The 19,671-nt window shown below is 44.6% G+C and carries 19 protein-coding genes, 1 pseudogene and 2 riboswitches; of the genes and pseudogenes, 15 read left to right on the top strand and 5 right to left on the bottom strand.

Annotated features, from left to right (window positions below; genetic code table 11):
- Positions 1-131 precede the first annotated feature (131 nt).
- The 4 genes and pseudogenes from DDE80_RS15665 to DDE80_RS03475 form a co-directional block, all read left to right on the top strand.
- Positions 132-1,202 (top strand): annotated as a pseudogene (locus DDE80_RS15665) (methyl-accepting chemotaxis protein); the annotation flags it as partial.
- Positions 1,203-1,318: 116 nt separating this feature from the next.
- A complete protein-coding gene (locus DDE80_RS03465) occupies positions 1,319-3,088 on the top strand; it encodes a dynamin family protein (protein WP_108306293.1) in 1,770 nt (589 codons plus the stop codon).
- Positions 3,089-3,120: 32 nt separating this feature from the next.
- Positions 3,121-3,540, top strand: a complete 420-nt coding sequence (locus DDE80_RS03470) for an acyl-CoA thioesterase (RefSeq protein ID WP_108306370.1) — start codon at positions 3,121-3,123, stop codon at positions 3,538-3,540.
- 94 nt (positions 3,541-3,634) lie between these two features.
- Positions 3,635-4,444, top strand: a complete 810-nt coding sequence (locus DDE80_RS03475) for a cobalamin-binding protein (protein WP_108306294.1) — start codon at positions 3,635-3,637, stop codon at positions 4,442-4,444.
- Between the two features lie 40 nt (positions 4,445-4,484).
- Here the strand turns inward: DDE80_RS03475 and DDE80_RS03480 are convergent, their stop codons facing one another.
- Complete coding sequence (locus tag DDE80_RS03480) at positions 4,485-5,780, bottom strand: TrkH family potassium uptake protein (protein WP_108306295.1); 1,296 nt, start codon at positions 5,778-5,780, stop codon at positions 4,485-4,487.
- 211 nt (positions 5,781-5,991) lie between these two features.
- Here DDE80_RS03480 and DDE80_RS03485 point away from each other — a divergent pair, with 211 nt between their 5' ends.
- Positions 5,992-6,843, top strand: a complete 852-nt coding sequence (locus tag DDE80_RS03485) for a DegV family protein (RefSeq protein ID WP_108306296.1) — start codon at positions 5,992-5,994, stop codon at positions 6,841-6,843.
- A gap of 38 nt (positions 6,844-6,881) precedes the next feature.
- Here DDE80_RS03485 and DDE80_RS03490 read toward each other — a convergent pair whose 3' ends face one another.
- From DDE80_RS03490 to DDE80_RS03505, 4 genes are read right to left on the bottom strand one after another with little or no spacing between them, the layout of a single operon-like run.
- Positions 6,882-7,706 carry an energy-coupling factor ABC transporter ATP-binding protein gene (locus DDE80_RS03490; protein WP_108306297.1) on the bottom strand — a complete coding sequence of 275 codons (825 nt, stop codon included), beginning with the start codon at positions 7,704-7,706 and terminating at the stop codon, positions 6,882-6,884.
- Positions 7,700-8,494, bottom strand: a complete 795-nt coding sequence (gene cbiQ, locus DDE80_RS03495; RefSeq protein WP_108306298.1) for a cobalt ECF transporter T component CbiQ — start codon at positions 8,492-8,494, stop codon at positions 7,700-7,702. Before cbiQ ends, DDE80_RS03490 begins: the two co-directional genes overlap by 7 nt.
- Complete coding sequence (locus DDE80_RS03500) at positions 8,494-8,775, bottom strand: energy-coupling factor ABC transporter substrate-binding protein (protein WP_201261488.1); 282 nt, start codon at positions 8,773-8,775, stop codon at positions 8,494-8,496. The genes cbiQ and DDE80_RS03500 overlap by 1 nt, the downstream gene beginning before the upstream one ends.
- Complete coding sequence (locus DDE80_RS03505; RefSeq protein ID WP_108306299.1) at positions 8,775-9,524, bottom strand: energy-coupling factor ABC transporter permease; 750 nt, start codon at positions 9,522-9,524, stop codon at positions 8,775-8,777. Before DDE80_RS03505 ends, DDE80_RS03500 begins: the two co-directional genes overlap by 1 nt.
- Positions 9,525-9,655: 131 nt before the next feature.
- Positions 9,656-9,831: riboswitch (cobalamin riboswitch) on the bottom strand.
- Positions 9,832-9,996: 165 nt separating this feature from the next.
- A riboswitch (cobalamin riboswitch) is annotated at positions 9,997-10,174 on the top strand.
- A 125-nt stretch (positions 10,175-10,299) separates the two neighbouring features.
- On the opposite strand from DDE80_RS03505, the gene DDE80_RS03510 reads away from it, so the two are divergent.
- The 10 genes from DDE80_RS03510 to DDE80_RS03555 are packed head-to-tail and all read left to right on the top strand — an operon-like array spanning position 10,300 to position 19,663.
- Complete coding sequence (locus DDE80_RS03510) at positions 10,300-10,665, top strand: (2Fe-2S) ferredoxin domain-containing protein (protein WP_108306300.1); 366 nt, start codon at positions 10,300-10,302, stop codon at positions 10,663-10,665.
- A gap of 16 nt (positions 10,666-10,681) precedes the next feature.
- Positions 10,682-12,355 carry a precorrin-3B C(17)-methyltransferase gene (gene cobJ / locus DDE80_RS03515; RefSeq protein ID WP_108306301.1) on the top strand — a complete coding sequence of 558 codons (1,674 nt, stop codon included), beginning with the start codon at positions 10,682-10,684 and terminating at the stop codon, positions 12,353-12,355.
- A 13-nt stretch (positions 12,356-12,368) separates the two neighbouring features.
- Positions 12,369-13,319, top strand: a complete 951-nt coding sequence (locus DDE80_RS03520) for a sirohydrochlorin chelatase (RefSeq protein ID WP_108306302.1) — start codon at positions 12,369-12,371, stop codon at positions 13,317-13,319.
- A complete protein-coding gene (gene cobK / locus DDE80_RS03525; protein ID WP_108306303.1) occupies positions 13,316-14,119 on the top strand; it encodes a precorrin-6A reductase in 804 nt (267 codons plus the stop codon). The genes DDE80_RS03520 and cobK overlap by 4 nt, the downstream gene beginning before the upstream one ends.
- Positions 14,089-14,745 carry a precorrin-8X methylmutase gene (locus DDE80_RS03530; protein WP_108306304.1) on the top strand — a complete coding sequence of 219 codons (657 nt, stop codon included), beginning with the start codon at positions 14,089-14,091 and terminating at the stop codon, positions 14,743-14,745. Before cobK ends, DDE80_RS03530 begins: the two co-directional genes overlap by 31 nt.
- Before the next feature lie 7 nt (positions 14,746-14,752).
- Positions 14,753-15,883 carry a cobalt-precorrin-5B (C(1))-methyltransferase gene (locus DDE80_RS03535; RefSeq protein ID WP_108306372.1) on the top strand — a complete coding sequence of 377 codons (1,131 nt, stop codon included), beginning with the start codon at positions 14,753-14,755 and terminating at the stop codon, positions 15,881-15,883.
- A complete protein-coding gene (gene cbiE / locus DDE80_RS03540) occupies positions 15,840-17,057 on the top strand; it encodes a precorrin-6y C5,15-methyltransferase (decarboxylating) subunit CbiE (RefSeq protein ID WP_108306305.1) in 1,218 nt (405 codons plus the stop codon). The genes DDE80_RS03535 and cbiE overlap by 44 nt, the downstream gene beginning before the upstream one ends.
- Entirely contained in the window at positions 17,054-17,761 is a 708-nt protein-coding gene (gene cobI, locus DDE80_RS03545) for a precorrin-2 C(20)-methyltransferase (RefSeq protein WP_108306306.1), read from the top strand. Before cbiE ends, cobI begins: the two co-directional genes overlap by 4 nt.
- A complete protein-coding gene (gene cobM, locus DDE80_RS03550; RefSeq protein WP_108306307.1) occupies positions 17,761-18,549 on the top strand; it encodes a precorrin-4 C(11)-methyltransferase in 789 nt (262 codons plus the stop codon). The genes cobI and cobM overlap by 1 nt, the downstream gene beginning before the upstream one ends.
- Positions 18,542-19,663, top strand: coding sequence for a cobalt-precorrin 5A hydrolase (locus DDE80_RS03555; RefSeq protein ID WP_108306308.1), 1,122 nt, complete (start codon positions 18,542-18,544; stop codon positions 19,661-19,663). Before cobM ends, DDE80_RS03555 begins: the two co-directional genes overlap by 8 nt.
- Positions 19,664-19,671: the final 8 nt, after the last annotated feature.

The following is a 19,671-nucleotide window of genomic DNA, read 5'->3' on the forward strand; positions in this document are numbered from 1 at the left end:
TTTTGCTTGACGACACATATTGTTTTACCGATAGCATGGATTTGGCTATCGAACCTCATACAATATCTAGTTATCAACGAACGAGAATGTTTTAGAGACTTTTACTTGTCTATAGAGCAAGTGTACCACATTTACAAAATATTATTCGTAATAATAGTTCGACAGCGCGTCTCCGTCAGACGTTAACGGAGCATATTAAGCAAATATTTACGGGGCGGATTGATGAAGAGTACATCTCTGTACGTCGGAATGTAGCAAGAGTCCATGTCCGTATCGGTTTATATCCTAAGTGGTATTTGGCTGCATTCCAACGTCTAGAGGTGGATGTCCGCAACGTCATTTTACGTTTAGACGAAGCGCTCGACATCAAACTCCAACTTATCCATTCATTAGGTAAGCTTTGCAACTTTGAGCAACAGCTCGTATTAGAAGAGTATGACAAGTTTTCAGAACAGTTAGTCAAAAATAAGCAACAAGAAGTCAACCAGCGCGTGCGCGAGGAGCTCGGCTCGGTTTCTGGTCAATTAGAGGAGCAGTCGCGTTCTACAGCACATGCGGTTGCCGAACTTATGCAAAACACGTTAGAAGTAGAAGGCAACGTTAAAGTGAGCATGGGCGAAGCGGAAGAAACAAAACGCGCGTCTGAACAAGGCTATACGCAAATGCAACACTTAAGCAATCAAACGTTATTAATTCACGATAAAACGCAAGAGATGTCGGCGATGGTGCAAGCGCTTAACACGTCATCTTCAGAAATTAAAGATGTTATCGAAATCGTTAAAACAATTGCCAATCAAACGAACTTGCTGGCATTAAACTCAGCGATTGAAGCGGCGCGTGCGGGAGAGCATGGTAAAGGCTTCGCTGTTGTAGCTGACGAAGTGCGCAAACTAGCGGATCAAACGAAATCATCCGTTGAGCAAATTGCCATTTTAATCGAAGAATCTAACACCGTAACAGTCGGTGTAGTAGATGCCATTCGCGATATTCAAACATTAGTGGACGAAGGCAAGGCAGAAAATGAAAAGCTTACGTCGTCATTTGAAGTTATTTCAGAACGCATAACAAAAACCATTAACGATTTTGATGTCGTAGCAGAACAAATTACGAGTTTGTCTGAAGTCATTACGACGATGAACTCATCATCTGAAGAATTAGAAACGTCAGCCTCACGTTTAGACGAAACGATTCAAAATTTTTAATCGTTTGACGTAAATATTCCGACAAATTAGCCGATATATAAGAAGAATAGTGTCAACCTCTAATAGCGTACACGTTCTATTAGAGGTTGTTTTTTCGTAGGAAGGGAGAGACAAACATGGTAACACAACAACAGTTCTGGGACGAGATTTTGCCAGAACTTGCGAATAAGTTAGACCAAGTGTCACAAACGATTGCTTCTAATACATATATTGGCGAAACAAAACGTCAACTACGTAAAATTATAGAAGATGCACGCAGCGAAACATTGATTTTATTTATTGGCAATCGTGAAACAGGCAAGTCGACGATTATTAACGGCCTCGTCGGCAGAGAGGTTATTGCAAGAAAAGGAGGCGAGTTTGCGACGGCGAACACTTTTATTCGCTACGGTGAACAAGAGCAAGTGACGGCGTACTTTTACGATGACGTCGAAGAAACATTCGACCTTGATCGCCTACCGCTGCTTACGAGTTCGGAAAGCTACACGTCAAAATTATTACAAAGCCATATTGATTACATTAACGTTTACTTACAAGAGCCGATGCTACAACAAATGACGCTAATTGATACGTTGTCGGTAGAGCAAGAAGATGAGCTACCATTTTTATCACCGGCACTCCTTAACCGTGTGGACGAAATATTTTGGGTGTTGCGCCCAGATAAGCCGATCGGTAAAGAAGAGCTACGCGTCATTGAGCACTTGCGTGAGCGCGATATTCGCCCGTACTGCATCATTAACGAAATTGACGACCAAGCGCAAAATGCGGCTTTTGTGACCGACGTTAAAAACACATACGGTCATTTATTTGATGAAGTCATTTATGTGGCGGCACTAGAAATGGAGAGCTATTTAGCGACAAAAGACCCGATTCATTTAGAAGCGAGCCGTTTCAATGTTTTGCATGAGAAGCTTGCGCAGTTTGCGGAACATAAAGAAGCGCGCACGCGACGCATTTTACTACGCTTTATCGAATGGCTTGAGCGCTTCGAAATCGAAACATCGCTACTACCAGAGCGTGAGCCGCTATGCACAGCTGTCGAAGTGTTAAAACAATACGAACGCAACGTCATGCTCGCAACAGCCCAGGCGCAAGAAAGTATTGCGGCAGTCGAAATGCATCAGCAAGGCTATGAAGAAGTGGCGCAAATTTTTACAAATGTCAACACATTGTACCAACTGTTACAAGCGCTACATGAAGCGCCTTACTTATGCGATGAAGTCGTAACAGAGTTTATGATGAAGGCAGAGGCTTATTTAGATACGGTAGGGGCTTACCGTAAAGCGCATAAAGTGTACGAAGAAGCGCGCGAGGCGTTTGAGCAAGAGAAGGCACAACAAGCGGAGTCACTGCAAGCGGCGTATACGTATGCGGAAGAATGCTATCATAAAATGATGGTTAACTATACGGCGATTGCAGAGGCGGAGCAACATGTAACGAGTCGCTGGGAAGCGGTAGAAGAGCGCCTGCAGTATAATCACCGCATGGAGCTAGCGCATCACGAAAAAAGCGCGAGCCATTTAATTGCAACGCGCCAAAAAGAACTAGCGGCGTTAAAACTTAGCGTAGTGAAGATGGCGGAGTTTACGTGCTTAATTGAAGCGCAAGGTGTGCTACGTGATGTCGTATGGCGCTATATTAAAACGACTGCACTACCGTTAAGCGATAAGGAAAAAGCGTATATGGATGAGCTCATTCAAGCCATTTCGCGCGTAGACTTATCAGGCAATGGCATCGTAGCGCGCAGCGGGGCGACAACGGTCATCAATCAAAAAGTGGCGGATGCATCATTTTCGCGCTATACAATTGTGCCGCTACAGCTTGAAGAAAACGGCTTGAAATCAGCCGATATTCCACCAGTACCCGAAAAAGTGACGTTAGAATGATTTTTCGCTATACTAATAGCGAGGTGAGCAAATTGTATTGTAGTGAAGCTAAAGTAGAAGTACGTTACGGCGAAACCGATCAGATGGGCGTGGTATACCATGCCAACTACATCATTTATATGGAAGTCGGCCGCGTACAATTAATGAAAGATTTAGGGTTTGTGTATGCTGATTTAGAAGACATCGGCTACGTTTCCCCTGTAATGGATTTACAAGTGTCGTATAAAGCCGCGCTTCGTTACGGTCAAACTGTCACGGTACGTACGTGGATTGAAAAGCACGAGCGTGTGCGCACGACGTACGGCTACGAAATTTTACATGAAGATGGCACGGTTGCTGCAACCGCAACATCCGTACACGCACTCGTTACAAAAGATGGGTTGCGTCCTGTAGCTTTACGTAAAGTAGCGCCTGAATGGGACGCAGCTTACGTGAAGGCGGCAAAACAATAACGAAAGGCCGGTAAGCGATTGCTTATCGGTTTTTTTGTCTAGTTGCTTTTCCGCTACGTATCGGTGACAATAAAATGACAAAGGGGGAAGAGCTATGCGAATTGTTTCGATTTGTCCAAGCAATACGGAGTTGATCGCTCATTTAGGATTAACCGATCAACTTGTCGGGGTGGATAATTTTTCAGATTACCCACAAGAGGTAAAAGAGTTGCCGCAACTTGGCTCAGATTTAGCGATTAATATTGGACGGGTAAAGGCGTTAGCGCCCGATGTTGTCATTGCTTCATTAAGTGTACCAGGGATGGAACGTAATATTGCGGCGTTAGAAGAAGCCAACTTGCCACATTTAATTTTAAATGGGCAAAGCCTGAGTGACATTCAAGCCGATTTACTCGCTGTCGCACAACTGTGTAACGCCACGGCGCGCGCAAAGGCCATCAATGCACAAATTGACGAAAAAGTAGCGGAGCTTGCGGCAATTGCACAGCTTATTACACCGGTTAGCGTCTACTGGGAATGGTGGCCAAAACCAATTTTCACACCAGGGGGTGGCAACTGGTTAACGGAAATTAGCGCACTAGCAGGCGCACGCAATATTTTTGCCGCCAACGAACAGGCGAGTGTGCAAGCAACATGGGAGGAAGTTGTAGCGCATAACCCCGAAAAAATTTTAATGGCTTGGGTTGGCATTGCGCATGATAAAATGCAGCCGGCACTTATTAAAAAACGCCCACAAGCAGACGAGGTACAAGCGGTTGCACAAGATGCCATTCATTTACTAGAAGAGCATTTATATTGTCGCCCGTCACTGCGTTTACTTGAAGGCGCCATTCGCCTCGGTAAGCTACTACATCCGGCAGCTTACGCACACGTGACGCTACCTGAATTTTTACAACATGATTAAGCAAAACGCATGGCCATAAATTGCGCCATGCGTTTTTTTGTTAGCCGATTGCTACGTCTTCGTGCGGATAGCCAATTTTAGCAGGCTGTGCCTGTCCGAGTGCAAATAGTAAGGTTAACGGCCCAACTTTGCCGAGGATCATCGTCGCCATAATGAGTAATTTACCGATGATGCTTAACGAAGCGGTAAAGTTAACGGAGAGCCCAACGGTACCGAAAGCCGATACCGTTTCGACGACAAGCGTCAAAAACGGGGCATCTTCTGTAATGGTTAAGCAAAAAATGACAAAGCCAATCCAAAGTAAGCTCGTCGTCGTTAAGGCAAGTGCTTTACTAACGACGTCGCTACGAATCGTGCGGTGTAACACGACAACTTCTTTACGCGCCCGTAAAAAGTGAAACGTCGTCGCTAGTAAAATAATAAACGTCGTCACTTTAATCCCCCCAGCGGTAGAGGCGCTTCCTCCTCCGATAAACATCAATAGCACCATAATAACGAGCGCGCTATCAGGTAGGCTACCCATATCGACGGAGTTAAAGCCTGCGGTACGCGTAGTGACCGCTTGGAAGTATGCCTCGTAAAGCTGTTCGCTAACGCTACCTGCACGGTAAAGGAGCGCAAACAATAAGAGGGTAGCACCCACTTGTAAAAAGAGCGTTGCGCCAATCATTAGCTTACTATGCAAGCTGAGGCGTTTATGTGTTTTGTAATGCCAAAGGTCAACGAGTACGGTAAAGCCGAGCCCGCCGAGCGTAATGAGTACGCTAATCGGAAAAATGACGAGCGGGTCATGGGCAAATTGTACAAGGCTATCATCCCACAAGGCAAAGCCGGCATTGTTAAACGCTGAAATTGCGTGGAAGATGCTATAATAAATCCCTTTGCCAACGCCGAGAAGCGGGATAAAACGCACGGCTAAAAAGCTGGCAATTACCGCTTCAACGAGCAAACTATACACTAGCACGACGCGTATTAACCGCACCATGCCTGTCAGTGACGTTTGGTTAAACATAAACTGAATAGCGAGCCGCTTCTTTAAGCCGATTTTTTTACCGAGCAATACAAAAATAAAAATCGCAAACGTCATAATGCCGAGCCCACCTATTTGGATTAACAGCATAATAATGACTTGCCCAAAGTACGTAAAATCATAAGCAGTGCTTAGCGTAACGAGCCCTGTTACCGTCATCGCAGAAGTTGCGGTAAATGCCGCATCTAGCCAGCTAATAGGCGTAGTAGTGGCAATAGGCAACTTTAGCAGTAGCGTTCCTACGCCAATGCCGATTAAAAACAAGGTGATAAGTGAAATTGTGGGATTAGGTGTGTGTCTTTCCACCGCGCCGCCTCCTTTCGTGTGCGAATATGTATACGGTGTACCCGCTTTGCTTAAGCGTAAGCGTAAAAAAAGTGAGTTGTGTCAAAATTGTTATATTACAAAAGAAATTCACGGGCATATGATAAATGTCACTAGGCAAGGAAGAAATGGCTGTGTATAGTGGATGAAATAGGATAAAATGGCTAGCTTTGAAATTAGAGGAGTTGTCAGCATGACGGAAAAAATTGCTTGGGTTACAGATACCGCAGCATTGTTAGATCAAGCAACAATCGAAAAATATAACGTCCACGTGCTACCATTGCACATCGTGTTTACTGATATGGATATTCGCGAAACGATTGATATAACGAGTGAAAAATTTTACGAAAAACTACAGCAGACGAAAGAGCACCCGAAAACATCGCAGCCGCCAATTGGTGAAGTGATTGCTTTATACGAGCGCTTAAAAGAAGAAGGCTATACGTGCGCAATTGCGGTCCATACGTCAAAGCATTTATCAGGTACGTACCAAACCGCGTTTGCCGCAGCAGAACAAGCGGGCTTTACCGTTTATCCCATCGATTCTAAAATCGGTTCATTCCCGATGCAAAAAATGATTGAAACCGGCTATGCTTTAGCAGAGCAAGGCGTAGCACCACAGCAAATTGCCGCATCATTAACTGATATGGCAGAGCGCACGCGCTTATCCTTTATTCCGACGAGCTTATCGCAACTGCATAAAAGCGGGCGCGTGTCAGGCACGCAATTGTTTTTAAGTAATTTACTGAATATTAAGCTAGTCATTAGTTTTGAAGACGGCGTGGCGACGATGAAAGAAAAGGTACGTGCCGATAAACGAGCGCGCGCTTACGTCGTAAACCAAGTGGGCGAAGATATTTTACACCACGGTGTAACAGAAGTGGCGATTATTCATTGCAATAACGAACAAGGCGCAGAAAAATGGCATGAAGAATTAAAAATTGCTTTCCCGAACGTGACATTTATTGTTACGGAACTGAGCATTTGCGTAGGTGTCCATGCAGGTGAAGGTACACTTGGCTTAAGTTGGGTACAAGGCATATAAAAAAGACTCGTCTCCTATTAGGAGCGAGCCTTTTTTCGTTAACCGAGCGTTTTCGTACGAAGAAAATCTTTTAACGCAGCGCGTGTACGCGGTAGTGGCGTAGGTGCACCTAGCGTAGTAGCTACGTCAAACACCCAAGGTTTTTCAAGATGTGCTTTTTGAAGCAAGTCATCTTGAGAAAAAATATCGTACGGGTTGCCGTCATAAATAATCGTACCTTCATGTAGTACGACGATGCGGTCAGCCCATTCATACGCCAGTTGTGTGTCATGCGTAGACAGGAGCACCGTGCGCTCTGGCGTTTCGAGTTGCCGTAATAACGAAAATATTTGATTCGCATAATAATGGTCGAGCCCAGCGGTCGGTTCATCTAAAATTAATACGGCAGGTTGCATTGCCAGTACTCCAGCAATAGCGACGCGCTTTTTTTGCCCTAAGCTTAAAAAATGAATCGGTTTATCGGCTAATGAATCGATTTCAGTTTGCGCAATCGCCCAGTCAACGCGTGCCTGTACTTCTTGTTGCGTTAATCCTAAATTGGTCGGTCCAAAGGCAATATCTTGTTTTACATTGCCTGAAAATAGTTGGGCATCCGGATCTTGAAAGACGATGCCCACATGTTCACGCACACGTTTTAACTCTTTTTTACGATAGCTCATCTTTTGGCCATTGAACAGCACTTCACCTGTAGTTGGCTGTAAAATACCGTTTAATTGTTGAAATAATGTGGATTTCCCAGCACCGTTATGACCAATTAAGGCGATGCGTTCCCCGCGACCAATCGTGAGTGATAAATCGCGTAAAGCGTGCGTGCCATCAGGGTAGCGGTACGAAATATTAGCGAGCTCAAAATAATTTACCATTGTCTACCTCCTACATAAACCGCAACAATCGCACCGAAAATAACCGCTATACCTAGCCAGTTGCGCTTACGAAATTGCCACTGTTCTTCAAAATAGAGCGGCGTCGTATTGCTTGGGTCATAACCGCGCGATAGCATGGCGCTCGTTAGCTCGGTGGAGCGTTGCAACACCTCAATAAATAAAGCAGAAACAAGTAAGCCGACCGAGCGTAGCCATTGCCGCGGAGATTGGTAGCCGAGGCGTGATTGCTGCGCGATATAAATTTTTTGTGTATTTTCTAAAAAGATAAAAATGAAGCGGTACGTCATCTCACACAGTTCGACAAAAAGCGGTGGGATGCGCCATTTATACAGCACGTAGCAAATAGCTTGTACCGACGTCGTTAAAATTAAAAAGTACAGGGCGCTAATGCTCGCGAGCACGACAAAAAATAATTGCTTAGCGACTGCGACACTCGCTACGCCAATAAACAGCTGAAAGCGCGTAAAGGACAACGCAAAAATATGCGGTGGTAAAGCGCTCGTAGGGCCGGCAAATGATACGAGTATGGCAAGCAAGCTCGTCAGTAAAAAGAAAGAGGGGAGCAACAGTAATTTCACGTAGTACCGCCATGGAATTTTTGCCCCAAAAATGATAAAAGCACTCATCACAATAAATGTGATGAGTGAGATAAGTTGGTCCCGCACCGTTAGTGAAAATAACAGTAATAAAGCGGTGAACACCATTTTTTCCATAGGGTGTACGTCTTTTAATCGATTGATATAAGCATATTTATCGATTAATAACATTACAGCTCTTCTTTTTTACGATGCTTACCGCGTGTAAAGCCTACGAAATAGCCGATGAAACCTGCGCCAATCGCTGCTTGTAACACGAATAATAAGCTTTCAATTTCGCCGCTTGGTGGCTCCCAAAATGACTCAAACCACGGTTCGTAGCCTGCGTTAATTTCACCAATCGCTTCTTCAGCCTCGCCGTCTGCGCCTTCAAACTCTGCATCTTTTAACATAAAGATCGGAATGATAGCTAATAAAATAACAATGGCAAGTAACAGGATGTTTTTCTTCATTACTGTGCAACCTCCTTACGTGGCAACACACGTAGTGATTTTAGTTCTGCAAAATTGTATTTCTTTAAGAAATTCATCACGATAACCGTTAAAATCCCTTCGCTAATTGCGAGTGGAATTTGTGTTAAAGCAAAAATACCTGCGAATTTAGAAAATGAAGCGAAGAAACCGCCAACTTCAGAAGGGAAAGCGAGTGCTAATTGTAGGGACGTTACGACATACGTACCAAGGTCACCTAAAAACGCTGCGAAAAATACCGCAAGTGAGAAAGATAAGCCCATTTTAAGCGCTGCTTTATACGTAAAGTACACTAAAAACGGTCCGACAACGGCCATCGAAAAGGCGTTAGCCCCAAGCGTTGTTAACCCGCCATGTGCTAGCAGTAAAGATTGGAATAACAATACGATAGAGCCGATAACGCTCATCGCAAGTGGGCCAAATAATACCGTACCTAAACCTACACCAGTAGGGTGCGAGCAACTGCCGGTAACAGAAGGAATTTTTAAGGCAGATAAAACGAAAGCAAAGGCACCAGAGAGCCCTAAAATCATTTTTGTTTCGGGATTTTCTTCGATTGTCTTTTTAATAGAGCGTAAACCTAAAATAATAAATGGAATGGTTAGCAACCACCAAAAGATGGCCCAGCCAACAGGAAGGTAGCCTTCCATAATGTGCATAGCGTATGCACGCTCGGGCAGTAGCAGTAAAATCGCTGCGAAATAGCCGAGCTTCGGTACAAATTTCAACATAACAAAATCCTCCTAATAAAATTTATGGATGAGGACATAAAAAAAAACACTCTTGCTTAAGAGTGCACATGACAAAGTAAAGCAAGTCATAAAGACCGCTTTGTTTCGTACACCCATCCTCGTAGGTTGAAACGTTCACAAGTATTGTGGTAGGTCTCCTGGCTCGACTTCAACGCAATACATGGCCTTCCCGTTTTACCAGTGGCACGTCATGTTTGCTCCATCTTACAGTGGCGGGACCGCGTCGGAATTTAACCGAACTTCCCTGTTACGTTGCAATGGCAACACCAAAATACGTAAGTTGTGATCATTCAAAATAAGCTTAGCACGCAAAATAAATTTTGGCTATATGATTTTTTATTATTCTGAAAATCGGGCTAGGTAGAAAGTTCTGAAAACAGTTCGCGCATAGCATGAGAAAAAAAGTCAGTTTGAAAAATAGTGAAAGTAGTATATGATAAAGAAAATGAATAATGACAACTAAGTTAAAAGTGTTTGCGAGTCGCAAATAAAAGGGAAATTGGTGCAAATCCAATACAGCCCCCGCTACTGTAATCGTGTTGCCATACTAATACCACTGAATAATTATTCGGGAAGGAGTTATGGCGTAGAGCGTAAGTCAGGAAACCTGCTTTTAATTTTTGTTTCGCTAATTTTCGGAGGGAAAATGACGGATAACGAATTGCTATGCTTTTTTGCGTACTTTTTATTTGAAGTCTTGACGCCTCCGACCGTTAAGGCTTTTTTTGTTGTGTAAATTAAAGGGGGAACACGTATGACAACTTGGGATTTAGTAGGAACGTCGCACCATATGTTAATTTGTAATGGTGGCACGTGCATGAAAAAAGGCGGCGAGGAAATAACGCTAGCCATTCGCGAGACAATTGAGGCGCTCGGCTTAGATGAGGCGATTCATACGTCGCGTACAAAATGTAACGGACGCTGTAAAGATGCTTGTGTAGTAGTCGCATACCCAGCAGGTAACTGGTATAACGTACCTGATGAAGCGGCAGCACGCACAGTCGTTACACAATTGATGCAAGATGGTCCTAAGGCACATCGCGTTTATACGATAGAGGACGGTGCGCTCGTTCGCACAGAGGAAACACCTGCTATTAAAGGCATAGCAAAGAATAAGTAAGTTGGAGAGTGAGAGTATGACACAGAAAAAAGGAAAGTTACTCGTTGTGGGCTTCGGTCCTGGCGATTTTAAACATATTACGGCGCGGGCAGTTGAAGCGCTAAAAGAAAGTGACTTAATTATCGGCTATAAAACGTATGTCGATTTAATCCAAGACATTTTAACGCCCGAACAAGAAATTATCGGCACAGGCATGACCGAGGAAGTAGCGCGTGCACAAGAAGCGTATAAAAAAGCGCTAGAAGGCTATACAGTTGCGGTTATTTCAAGTGGTGACTCAGGCGTTTACGGTATGGCGGGCTTAGTGTATGAAGTATTAGTCGAAAAAGGCTGGACTGAAGCGGACGGTATTGAAGTTGAAGTTGTACCGGGTATTTCTGCGATTAACTCCTGCGCAAGCTTACTCGGCGCACCTGTAATGCACGACTCATGTACGATCAGTTTAAGTGACCACTTAACACCGTGGAACTTAATCGAAAAGCGTATTGAAGCAGCTGCAATGGCAGACTTCGTCATTGCGCTTTACAACCCAAAAAGTGGTCGCCGTACACGTCAAATTGTAGAAGCACAGCGCATTTTACTAGAGTACCGCTCACCAGACACACCAGTAGGGTTAGTTAAATCAGCGTACCGCGAAAACCAAAACATCGTGATGACTAACTTAGCAGACATGCTAAACCATGATATCGGCATGCTTACAACGGTCGTTATCGGTAACTCATCTTCTTTCTATTATGATAATAAAATTATTACGCCGCGCGGTTACCAACGTAAATATACGCTAGGTGACGAAAAGCAACCGCTTAAACCGCACCAACGCTTAAAGAAAGAAGCTGAGCCTTGGGCATTAGACCAAGAAACAGGCGAGGCAAGCCTTGATTACTCTAACAAAGATTTAATGCGTGAGAGTGAGGCAGCACCGCACCAATCTGTAAAAGTTGAGCAACAAGCGCCAAAAAAGAGCGCACTTGAAATGGCATCCGCTGCACTCGCGATGGTGACAGGGACTGCACCTAAAAAGCTTGTACAGCAACAAATGACGTCCATTTTCGAGTTAGCGGTCAGTCCTGGTGTGGCAAATAAATTTTTCACACCACAGCAAATGACAACGCTCGCAGAAGTCGTGGGCGAAAAGGGTACGATGGAGTACACACCTGACCATCAGATTATTTTAAAGATTCCTACAACAGATCCGCAAGCTATAACCGACAAGCTCAGCGCGGTTGATTTTTATTTAGAACCTGTAGGTGACGTGCTACGCGTAAAAGCGTGTGACTTCTGTTACGGCGAAAAAACCGAGTCCATTCCAGTGGCGAATGAACTTTATGATAAATTAGCCGGCACTACGCTACCAAAAGAGTTAAACATCGGCTTTAACGGCTGCGGTATGGCGTGCTATAAAGCGACGTTTGAAGATATCGGCATCGTCTACCGTAAAGGTAAATTTGATTTGTTTATTGGCGCTAAGCCAGTAGGACGTACCGGACACGCTGGGCAACCAGTGCTTGAAGGGATTCCTGCTGATCAAATTATTCCGATGGTTGAAGAAATCGTTCAGGAGTACAAGGCAAATGCTCATCCAAATGAGCGCCTGTTTAAATATTTCCGCCGCGTCAAAGAAATTGGCGGCTTTAGCTTTATTGATATGATGTCAAAAATTAAAGTAGAACCTGCACCTTGTGGGGACTGAGGGAGAGAACAACATGAAAGCAATTTTATTCGTAGGACACGGCAGCCGCTTACCAGCAGGCAATGATGAGGTACGTAATTTCGTACAACAAATGACACCGAGCATTTCAGATGAGTATATCGTCGAAACTTGCTTTTTAGAGTTTGAAAAACCGAACATTCCAACCGGTATTAAAAACGCGGTAGAACGCGGCGCAACAGAAATTTATGCGATTCCGATTATCTTACTACAAGCGGGTCACTCAAAAATCCATATTCCGCATGAAATTGACGAAGCTAAAGTGGATTATCCGAATGTGAAATTTACGTACGGTCGCCCAATTGGTATCCATGAAGAAGTTATCGAAATCTTATTATCACGCCTACAGCAAACAGGCTTTGCTATTGAAGAAGAACATAAAGATACAGCGATTTTACTAATCGGTCGCGGTGGTAGTGACGCGGATGCTAACAGTGATTTTTATAAAATTAGCCGCTTATTATACGAGCGTTTACACGTGGCGACAGTTGAGCCAGCCTTTATGGGTGTAGCTGCACCGTTAGTAGATGAAGGGATGGAACGCTGTTCACGCTTAGGCGCTAAAAAAGTCATTATGCTACCGTACTTCTTATTTACAGGCATTTTAATGGAGCGCATGGCAAAAATGAAAGCGCGCTATAACGTTGATTACCCTGAGCTAGAAATCGAGTTAGCGGAGTACTTTGGCTACCACGATAAATTAAAAACAGTACTGCATGACCGTATTAACGAAGCGGTTGCGGGCGAAGTGAAAATGAACTGTGATACTTGCCAGTACCGTATTAATGCAATGGACTTTATCGACCACCATCACCATCATGATGATGACGACCATGACCACCACCACGGCCATAGCCATTCGCATTCACACGATCATGATCATGACCACGACCATGCTTGTGACGGACACGACCACGATCACTGCCATGCGGAGACAAAAAATTGATTTTATTTTTAGCAGGTACATCCGATGCGCGTGAATTAGCGATTCAAGTTAAAGCGGCGGGCTATGAGCCGACAGCAACGGTCGTGACAGAGTCGGCGGAGAAGAGCCTAAAAGAAGCGGGCCTTAACGTTAAAGTAGGACGCAACACGGCAGATGATATGGTACAAATGATTGCAAATGAAGGTTACCGCGCAGTTGTCGATGCGAGTCATCCTTTTGCGGAAGAAGCTTCAAAAAATGCCATGGCAGCGGCTAAAACAGCAGGTGTACCGTATATTCGTTTTGAGCGTGAACGCGAATTTTACAGTCACCCACTCGTAACCGTAGTAAAAGATTACGAGGAGGCGGCGCAACTCGCTAAAGCAAAAGGCGGCGTCATTATGCTGACAACGGGCAGTAAAACCTTACAAACCTTTACTAATGTATTAAACGACGTAGAAGGTGTGCGCTTACTGGCGCGCATGCTTCCGCGCCTCGATAATATGGAAAAATGCGCGGCGCTTGACGTGCCACAAAAAAATATTATTGCGATACAAGGGCCTTTCTCAAAAGAACTTAACGTCGCACTTTACAACCAATACGGCGTTGACGTTATGGTAACGAAAGAGAGCGGCAAGGTAGGCTCAGTTGATGAAAAGCTTGAAGCGGCAATTGAATGTGGCATCGAAACGATTATGATTGCGCGCCCAGACATCGCATATGGGCATACGCATGCGACATTTGAAGGCGTTATTAACGAATTAAACGAAACTTTAGGAGGAACAAACGAATGGATTTCCAAACAGACTTTAAACCACTAACAGTAGACCCAGATAAAATTTACGACTACTCTTTCTCAATTATTGCAGAGGAATTTGGTCCGCATGATTATACAGAAGATGAATGGCGTGTCGTACGTCGTGTTATCCACGCATCAGCAGACTTTGATTTAGGACGCAGTGTTGTCGTGCACCCTGACGCAGTAGCAGCAGGTGTTGCAGCAATTCGTGCAGGTAAACCTGTTATTGCAGACGTACAAATGATTGAGGCAGGTTCGGGTCGCAAACGATTCCAAAAACATGGTGGCGACTTACACTGTCATATCGCAGACCCTGACGTAGCAAAAGCGGCAAAAGAAGTAGGAGCAACACGCGCTATTATGTCGATGCAAAAAGCAGCAAAACTTTATGACGGCGGCATTTATGCGATCGGTAACGCACCGACAGCACTACTTGAGCTTATTCGTTTAGTAAAAGCAGGCGAAGTAAAACCTGACTTAATTATCGGCATGCCAGTAGGCTTCGTATCAGCAGCAGAGTCAAAAGAAGAACTGCTTAAACTTGAAGGCATTCCGTTTATTACAAACCGCGGACGTAAAGGCGGTAGTACGGTAACAGTAGCTGCATTAAATGGTTTATCTTTACTCGCTGACGCTAAGGACGAGTAAGATGAGCATGCAACAACCAAAAAAAGACCCAAAGGAAATGCGTCATGGCTATACCACAGGCTCGTGTGCCACAGCAACGGCACGCGCAGCTTTACTAGCATTAATTACAGGTGAAGCGCAAAAAGAGTCAACCATTTATTTACCTATTGGGCGTTACCATACCTTTACGATTGAAGAAAGCGTCTTTAGTGAAGGTGCCGTACGTTGTGACACGATTAAGGATGCAGGCGATGACCCAGATGCGACGCATTTAGCGGTCATCCAAGCGACAGTAAGTTGGGCGGATACGCCAGGCATTCATTTAGACGGAGGTATTGGGGTCGGGCGCGTAACAAAGCCCGGCCTTAACGTGCCTGTAGGTGAGGCAGCCATTAACCCAGTACCGCGCAAAATGATTTTAACCCATGTGCAAGAAGTATTAGATGAATACCAAATTGAGCGCGGGGTGAACGTAGTCATTTCTGTACCTAAAGGGGAGGAAATGGCGAAAAAAACACTTAACGGGCGCTTAGGCATTTTAGGCGGCATTTCGATTTTAGGCACGCGCGGCACCGTCGTACCATTTTCGAGCTCAGCGTATATGGCGAGTATTGTACAGGCGATTAGTGTAGCACGCGAGGCAGGTTGCGATCACTTAGTCATTACAACAGGTGGACGTAGCGAAAAGTACGGCATTGCCGAATACCCTGAGCTCAAAGAAGAAGCCTTTATTGAAATGGGCGACTTTGTCGGCTTTACGCTAAAGCACTGCAAACGCTTAGGCATACGTAAAGTATCGCTTGTCGGCATGATGGGTAAGTTTTCGAAAGTGGCCCAAGGTGTAATGATGGTGCACTCCAAAAGCGCGCCCATTAACTTTGAATTTATGGCCAAGCTTGCCGAAGATGTAGGCGCAACAGGTGAAGTACTAGAGCTTGTAAAAAATGCAAACACCGCTTCGCAAGTAGGCGAAATTATGGCAGAGCATGGCTTTGACCAATTTTTCACACATTTATGTGAGGCTTGTTGCTACGCGGGGCTTAACCACGTACGCGGCGGTCTTACGCTCAGCACTTCGATTTATACGATGAAGGGCGAGCTACTCGGAAAGGCGGATGACATTGACGAAATCGATGAAGCTAATTGGCATAGGGGATAACGGGATAGCTAGCCTACTCCCGCAATATATAGAGTGGATTAACCAAAGTGAAGTATTAGTCGGTGGCGAACGCTTACTAGCATTCTTCCCGCATTACCAAGGCGAAAAAATCGCTGTTAAAGGCGGCTTAAAAGCATTGGTACAACGACTTGAGCAAGAGACGCGTAACACCATTATTTTAGCATCAGGTGACCCATTATTTTACGGCATCGGCAGCTATTTAGCAGCGAAGCTTCCTATCGAAGTTTACCCGTATATGAGCTCTGTACAGCTAGCATTTAGCCGTATGGGCGAGGGCTGGAGCGATGCGTATATTACGAGCGTGCACGGTCGTCCGATTAAAGGGTTAGCACAGCGTATTGATGGCAAGAAAAAGGTTGCGCTATTAACAGACGAAACGAATAGCCCAAACGCGATCGCAAGCTACCTTAAACAATTCGGCATGACGGAGTATAAGGCGTTCGTAGCTGAAAACCTACAAGGTGAGCAAGAAAAATGCGGTTGGTATACGTTAGACGAGATGGAAGTCGGCAATTTTTCGCCATTAAATGTCGTCATTTTAAAGCAAACCGCACCTGCTCGTGTGTGGCCGCTAGGCATTGACGACGAGGAGTTTTCGCAGCGTAAGCCTGAAAAAGGGCTGATTACGAAAAAAGAAATCCGCGTGTTAACACTGCAAGCGATGCGTTTGCATGAGCGTAGCATTATGTGGGATGTTGGCACATGCACAGGCTCCATGGCAATCGAAGCGGGTAAAATTGCGCGTGAGGGGCAAGTATTTGGCGTCGAAAAAAACGCGCCTGATCTTGAAAACTGCATGGCCAATCAAAAAAAATTCCGTGTGGATATGACAGCCATTCATGCGAAAGCACCAGAAGGGCTTGACACCTTCCCAAATCCCGACAGTATTTTTATTGGCGGTACAGGCGGCGAAATGACCGATTTAATTGCGCTATGCTGTGAGCGTTTAAACGAAGGCGGCACCATTGTGTTAAACGCCGCAACCATCGAAAACCTTTACCTTGCTGTAGAGGCATTTAAAAAAGCTGATTTTAATGTTTCTGTTACGCAGGCGCAAATTGCACGCAGTAAGCCAATCTTACACATGACACGTTTTGTGCCACTTAACCCGATTTATATTATAGCGGCTACGCGAAAGGAAGAAGAAAATTGACAAACTACGGTACATTATGGGGGCTAGGCGTAGGCCCAGGCGACCCTGAGCTTATTACAGTAAAGGCTTTCCGTTTATTACAGGAGTGCCCTGTAATCGCTTATCCTAAAAAAATGCGCGGCAGTAAAAGCTACGCACACCGCATTGTAGATGTGTATATTAACCCTGATGAAAAAGAAATGCTAGGGCTTGTCTTCCCAATGACAAAAGACCCTGCCATTTTAGAGCGCGACTGGGTGAAAGCGGCTGAAGCGATGCACGAAAAATTAGCAGAAGGCAAGGACGTAGCATTTGTTACAGAAGGCGACCCTATGCTGTTTTCGACGTTTATTCATGTGATGCGTATTTTTGAAGATAAATACCCTGACGTACCAACAAAAACAGTTGCGGGTATTTCTTCTTTCAATGGCTCAGCTAACCGTTTAAATTTACCATTAGCGGACGGTGATGACCGCGTAGCGATGATTCCTGCGTACGATGATTACGACGCGATGCGTGAAGCGATCGAAACACATGATGCTATTGTCTTTATCAAAGTAGCAAAAGTGCTTGATTTAATGCTTAACGTGTTAGATGACCTAGGCATACGCGATAAAGCGCATGTTGTTACAAAAGTAACGTCAGATGAGGAAATCATTTGGGATATTAACGAGCTAGACGGTGTAGAACTTAATTACTTATCATTAATGGTGGTGCGAAAATAATGGAAAAATTCATTTATATTGTAGGCTCAGGTCCCGGAGATCCGGATTTGATTACCGTAAAGGGCTTAAAAATTTTACAACAAGCCGATGTTGTGATGTACACAGACTCATTAGTGAGTGAAGAGCTTATTAAAAATGCTAAGCCAGATGCTGAAGTCGTTAAAACAGCAGGTATGCATTTGCAAGAAATGGTGGACTTTATGGTAGCGCGCGTTAACGCGGGTAAAGTCGTAGCGCGTATGCATACAGGTGACCCTGCGATGTACGGTGCAACAATGGAACAAGTAGCATTGCTTAAAAAAGAAGGCATTGGCTATAAAATCATTCCAGGTGTAAGCTCGGTATTTGCCTCAGCAGCAGCTGTTGGCGCAGAGTTAACAGTACCTGATTTAACACAAACGCTTATTTTAACGCGTGCAGAAGGACGTACACCTGTACCTGAATTCGAAAAACTACGCGATTTAGCGAAGCACCATTCGACAATTGCGCTATTTTTAAGTGCAACATTAACGAAAAAAATCGTTAAAGAATTACAAGATGCGGGTTGGAGCGATGATACACCAATCGCAGTCGTGCAACGTGCGACATGGCCAGACGAAAAAATCGTGCGTACAACGCTCGTTAATTTAGATGAGGATATGCGCAAAAACGGCATCCGTAAGCACGCGATGATTTTAGCGGGCTGGGCGCTTGACCCTTCGATTTTAGAGAAGGATGAGTACCGTTCTAAGCTGTATGACAAAACCTTTACGCATGGCTTCCGCAAGGGTGTGAAGGATAATGATTGAGCTACAAGAGGGCATTATTCCAGAAGTAGATAAGCGCCACGACTACGCCATTGTTTCGATTACGAAGCATGGCGTAGAAATGGGACGCAATCTGCACCAAACCTTCCCCAATGCTGATCTTTACTATATGGCAAAGTTTGAGCGCGGGGACGAAAAACAGCGTCATATCCAACTGTTTACAGGCACAGTTCGTTTATTATTACCTGCATTATTTAAGCAGTATAAAGGTTTAATTTTAATTATTTCATTAGGTGCGGTTGTCCGTATGATTGCGCCAATTTTAGTTGATAAAAAGACAGACCCAGGCGTAGTCGTTGTTGATGACCGTGGTGAAAACGTCATTAGCGTACTATCCGGTCACTTAGGCGGCGCAAATGAATTAACATATGAAGTAGCAGCAGCAATGAACGCGCGCCCTATTATTACAACAGCATCAGACGTGCAAAAAACGATTCCGGTTGATTTATTTGGCTCGCGTTTTGGCTGGACATGGGATAGCGACGAAAAGCTAACGCCTGTTAGTGCTTCAGTTGTGAATGAAGAACATGTGGCTATTATTCAAGAGACAGGTGAGCGTGATTGGTGGATGCGCGATGTACCAATGCCCTCGCATATTAAAATTTACCCGAATTCGGCAGCGGTTATTGAGGCCAAGCCAGATGCGACGCTATGGATTACCGACCGTATCATTGAGCCGCATGAAGAAGTATTGCTAGAGAATGGTACGATTTTCCGACCAAAATCCATTGTCATTGGTATGGGCTGTAACCGCGGTACATCAAAAGAGGAAATCCAAGCCGTTATTCAAGAGACGTTAGCGGAGCTTAAATTATCCGAAAAAAGCGTTAAGGCGCTTTGTACGATTGACTTGAAAAAAGATGAGGTCGGTTTCTTAGAAACAGTAGAAGAGAAAGAATGGGAGTTTATTACGTACACGCCAGAGGAGTTAAATGAAATTGACTTTAACAACCCATCTGACGTTGTTTTTAAATATACAGGCGCGTACGGTGTGAGCGAACCAGCAGCACTGCGCTACTCAGGTGCAAGTGAATTAGTGCTCGAAAAGAAAAAGTCAGGCAATGTGACGATTTCTGTAGCTAAAATACCGTTTTAAAGGGGGAG

Origin of the sequence: Metalysinibacillus jejuensis, assembly GCF_003057615.1 — a bacterium.
Classification (GTDB): Bacteria; Bacillota; Bacilli; order Bacillales_A; family Planococcaceae; genus Metalysinibacillus; species Metalysinibacillus jejuensis.